Genomic DNA, 2,703 nt, shown 5'->3' on the forward strand with positions numbered 1-2,703 from the left:
CACCTGTGGAGGCCGCCGGCTATCGCCGGGGCCGGCGGCCACGCACAGGTGGACAGCGGGACCCCGTACCGGGGCCGTGGACAGGCCCGGGCGCGCCGGCCAGGCTCCTTCGTCGCCCGACAGGGCCGGCCACACGGCCTGCCCACAACCCCTCAAAAGACACAGCGAATCCCCCTTCATCCGTAAAGAACACGAATGTAACTTTCAAAAACAAGAAGCGATCAAGAACAATCAGATGCAGTGGTCAGGACCTCGAAGTCCTCTCGGGCACAGTCACCGCCACGTACTCACTCGGACACACCGCTGAGTTGAGGCTCGCCGCGCCGCGCGCCAGCAGGCGCACCCCCAGGAAGAACACGCACATCACCGCCGCCACGGCGCAGGCGGTCATCAGCCGCTCACCCAGCGCCCCGGGCACAGGCAGGAAGACCCCCACCAGCCCGATCCAAGCCACTACAAGGGCCGCGTAAGGGGCCAGCCAGGCCCACCGGCGCTGAGCCCACGTCTCAGGCTGAGCCAGCTGCACGAACCGGATCGCCCCGCTACAGACCGCCACCAGCGCCAGGCCCGCAGCCGGCACCCACGACACCGGCCGCGTCACCAGCAGAACCATCAGACCCTGCACCGTGGTCACCTCAGCCCGCAGCAGCCCCAGCGCCCCAGGCGCCCACCAGGAAGAAACAGCCCACCTGTAGGCCTCCTCGCCCCACAGCCCCAGCATCAGCGCCACACTGAACGCAGCCCCCAGGGCGCCGATCATCGTCGAGCTCACGGCCGCACCTCCTGCCCAGCACCGTCAGCCTCCGCAGTCTTACGAAGGACATAGGCCGCTGACACCGTCCCCCACATCTGAGACCTGGTCGTCAGCCAGATGTGGGCAACAAGGAGGGAGCCCACCACCAGTCGGCCCCACCACGGAAAGACCGCGAAGAAGATGAGCATGACCGCCATCCAGATAGCGGCCGACGTAGACGCCAGCATGCGCTCACCGCGCCCCAGCCGCCGCCCATCAAGCCTCCGCCACCTCACACCAAGCGTGGCAGCCATACCAACAACCCCCAGGGCACCCAGCACCGACAGCGCCAACAACTCCCAGGCACCAAGACCCACGAACGAACTCATACCGGCAACCTCCGTTGGCCGGGCAGCTCAGACTTCTCCGACGTCAGGAAGCGAGGGACCAGAAGCTCCTCAATGTCCTGACGAACGAACAGGAGTTCATTTGACGGCAGCCGAACGGCGCGGATCTTCCCCGCCTTCGCCCATCGCCGCAACTTCTGGTCGTTGCAGCCGGGGATCATCGCAGCAGCTTCGGCGGTCGTGATGAGATCCTTTGCTCTAACTTCAGCAGGCACACTCAGATCGGCATCCTCTGCCGATCCTGTAAGATTCTGGCCAACCATGCTCACAGTGTGGGAGTGAGAAGGGGTGCTTGTCAAGCGTCGTAGTGTGCAAGTTTGAACTTAGAATGCCGAAGTGAACGCACCTGGCGTTTTTGATCGCACAGTGCTACGCTGGTCACATGACATCAGAAGTGACGCTTGCAGAAGCGAAGACCATGACCTTTAACGAGGCGCTGGGTTTCACCGTGAACCAGTACCTCTTCGCCCACCATCTCACTCGCGAGCGGCTGGGGAAGTTGCTTGGCGTCAGTGGTGGCGTGGCAAGTAAGAAAGTGCGAGGCCTGGTTGGTTGGAGTGCGCAGGACGTTGCTGTGGTGGCTGACCGCTTCGGTGTCAGCGTCGACGACCTCATGCCTCGCAAGGTAGAGGAAGCCCCCGCCGCGGGTGGCGGCGGGGGCTCAGAGGTGGCGCCCCGGACAGGATTCGAACCTGCGACCTTCTGCTCCGGAGTCGCACTCCCCACCCCTGACGAAGATCAGGTGAACCCCATCAACAGGCCTACGTGGCGTCTCGCCGCGTAGGCCACTCTGTTGTGCCCTGACGGGCAGGGACGCAGGCGTCCCGCCGCTCTCTACTGAGCCAGGCACGACCCACCTCGACGACGACGTCGAGCCCCAAGACCACTTCAAGGCATCCCAATCCTTACGAACCCAAGGAGACAACCATGCAGTGCCTTCCCTTCCTCCAGACGCTCCTCACGATGGAGGCCATGGCCGAGTACACCGACGCCGCACGTGCCCGTGTGGCTGCCGGCAACACCGGGTACCAGAGCGTCCTCATCGAGGCCGAGAAGCTCGAAGAGCTCCTCTCCACGGGGACGCTCATCATCGAGCCGGCCCCCGTACCCGCGCACCTCACGGAGGCCGTGCGTAGATTCAGCAACAGGATCCGCGCTCGCATTGAGGCGGGAGAGACGGTCCTCAAGGAGACCCTCAGAGAGGTCGAAGCCGTCCAGCGGCACCTCGACGCCGGAAAGCTCCGCATCGAGCCCGTCGGCATCCCGGCGGCTGCATGAGGGAGCCGAGCATGGAACTGACGCTGTCACCCCACCAGGCCTACCTCGTGAGAGAGGCGGTCACTGGGCTGGCCAACGCCCTCGGCACCAAAGTGGCCGCCGGCGACTACTGGCTCACCCGCACGCTCGACGACGTCGAGCAGCTCGAACAGATCCTCATCCAGGGCAACGACACCAACATCAACCACAACAAGATCGGAGAAGCAGCATGAGCGGAGACACCATCATCACCATCGTCGGGAACCTCACCGCGGACCCCGAGATGCGCTTCACGCCCTCCGGGGC

Annotated in this window: 6 protein-coding genes and 1 pseudogene; 4 read left to right on the forward strand and 3 right to left on the reverse strand. The window is 64.6% G+C overall.

The window, feature by feature from the left end:
- Positions 1-244 precede the first annotated feature (244 nt).
- The 3 genes from RWR81_RS13505 to RWR81_RS13515 are packed head-to-tail and all read right to left on the reverse strand — an operon-like array spanning position 245 to position 1,403.
- Positions 245-772 carry a hypothetical protein gene (locus RWR81_RS13505; protein ID WP_314458219.1) on the reverse strand — a complete coding sequence of 176 codons (528 nt, stop codon included), beginning with the start codon at positions 770-772 and terminating at the stop codon, positions 245-247.
- Positions 769-1,122, reverse strand: a complete 354-nt coding sequence (locus RWR81_RS13510) for a hypothetical protein (RefSeq protein ID WP_314458220.1) — start codon at positions 1,120-1,122, stop codon at positions 769-771. The genes RWR81_RS13505 and RWR81_RS13510 overlap by 4 nt, the downstream gene beginning before the upstream one ends.
- The gene (locus RWR81_RS13515; RefSeq protein WP_314458221.1) at positions 1,119-1,403 is read right to left on the reverse strand and encodes a hypothetical protein; all 285 of its coding nucleotides are present in this window, start codon (positions 1,401-1,403) and stop codon (positions 1,119-1,121) included. The genes RWR81_RS13510 and RWR81_RS13515 overlap by 4 nt, the downstream gene beginning before the upstream one ends.
- Positions 1,404-1,522: 119 nt before the next feature.
- On the opposite strand from RWR81_RS13515, the gene RWR81_RS13520 reads away from it, so the two are divergent.
- From RWR81_RS13520 to RWR81_RS13535, 4 genes and pseudogenes are all read left to right on the forward strand, one after another.
- Complete coding sequence (locus RWR81_RS13520) at positions 1,523-1,924, forward strand: helix-turn-helix transcriptional regulator (RefSeq protein ID WP_314458222.1); 402 nt, start codon at positions 1,523-1,525, stop codon at positions 1,922-1,924.
- Positions 1,925-2,067: 143 nt separating this feature from the next.
- Positions 2,068-2,418 carry a hypothetical protein gene (locus tag RWR81_RS13525; protein ID WP_314458223.1) on the forward strand — a complete coding sequence of 117 codons (351 nt, stop codon included), beginning with the start codon at positions 2,068-2,070 and terminating at the stop codon, positions 2,416-2,418.
- Between the two features lie 11 nt (positions 2,419-2,429).
- Positions 2,430-2,630 (forward strand): hypothetical protein, encoded by a 201-nt coding sequence (locus tag RWR81_RS13530; RefSeq protein WP_314458224.1) that lies wholly within the window; start codon positions 2,430-2,432, stop codon positions 2,628-2,630.
- Positions 2,627-2,703: pseudogene (locus RWR81_RS13535) on the forward strand (single-stranded DNA-binding protein); the annotation flags it as partial. The gene RWR81_RS13530 and the pseudogene RWR81_RS13535, both read left to right, overlap by 4 nt.

It is taken from the genome of uncultured Actinomyces sp. (assembly GCF_963526355.1).
GTDB lineage: Bacteria > Actinomycetota > Actinomycetes > Actinomycetales > Actinomycetaceae > Actinomyces.

Excerpts from the sequence above, each read along its gene's own strand:
- RWR81_RS13515 (WP_314458221.1), bottom strand. The coding sequence starts at position 1,403 with ATGGTTGGCCAGAATCTTACAGGATCGGCAGAGGATGCCGATCTGAGT.
- RWR81_RS13530 (WP_314458224.1), top strand. The coding sequence starts at position 2,430 with ATGGAACTGACGCTGTCACCCCACCAGGCCTACCTCGTGAGAGAGGCG.
- RWR81_RS13525 (WP_314458223.1), top strand. The coding sequence starts at position 2,068 with ATGCAGTGCCTTCCCTTCCTCCAGACGCTCCTCACGATGGAGGCCATG.
- RWR81_RS13510 (WP_314458220.1), bottom strand. The coding sequence starts at position 1,122 with ATGAGTTCGTTCGTGGGTCTTGGTGCCTGGGAGTTGTTGGCGCTGTCG.
- RWR81_RS13520 (WP_314458222.1), top strand. The coding sequence starts at position 1,523 with ATGACATCAGAAGTGACGCTTGCAGAAGCGAAGACCATGACCTTTAAC.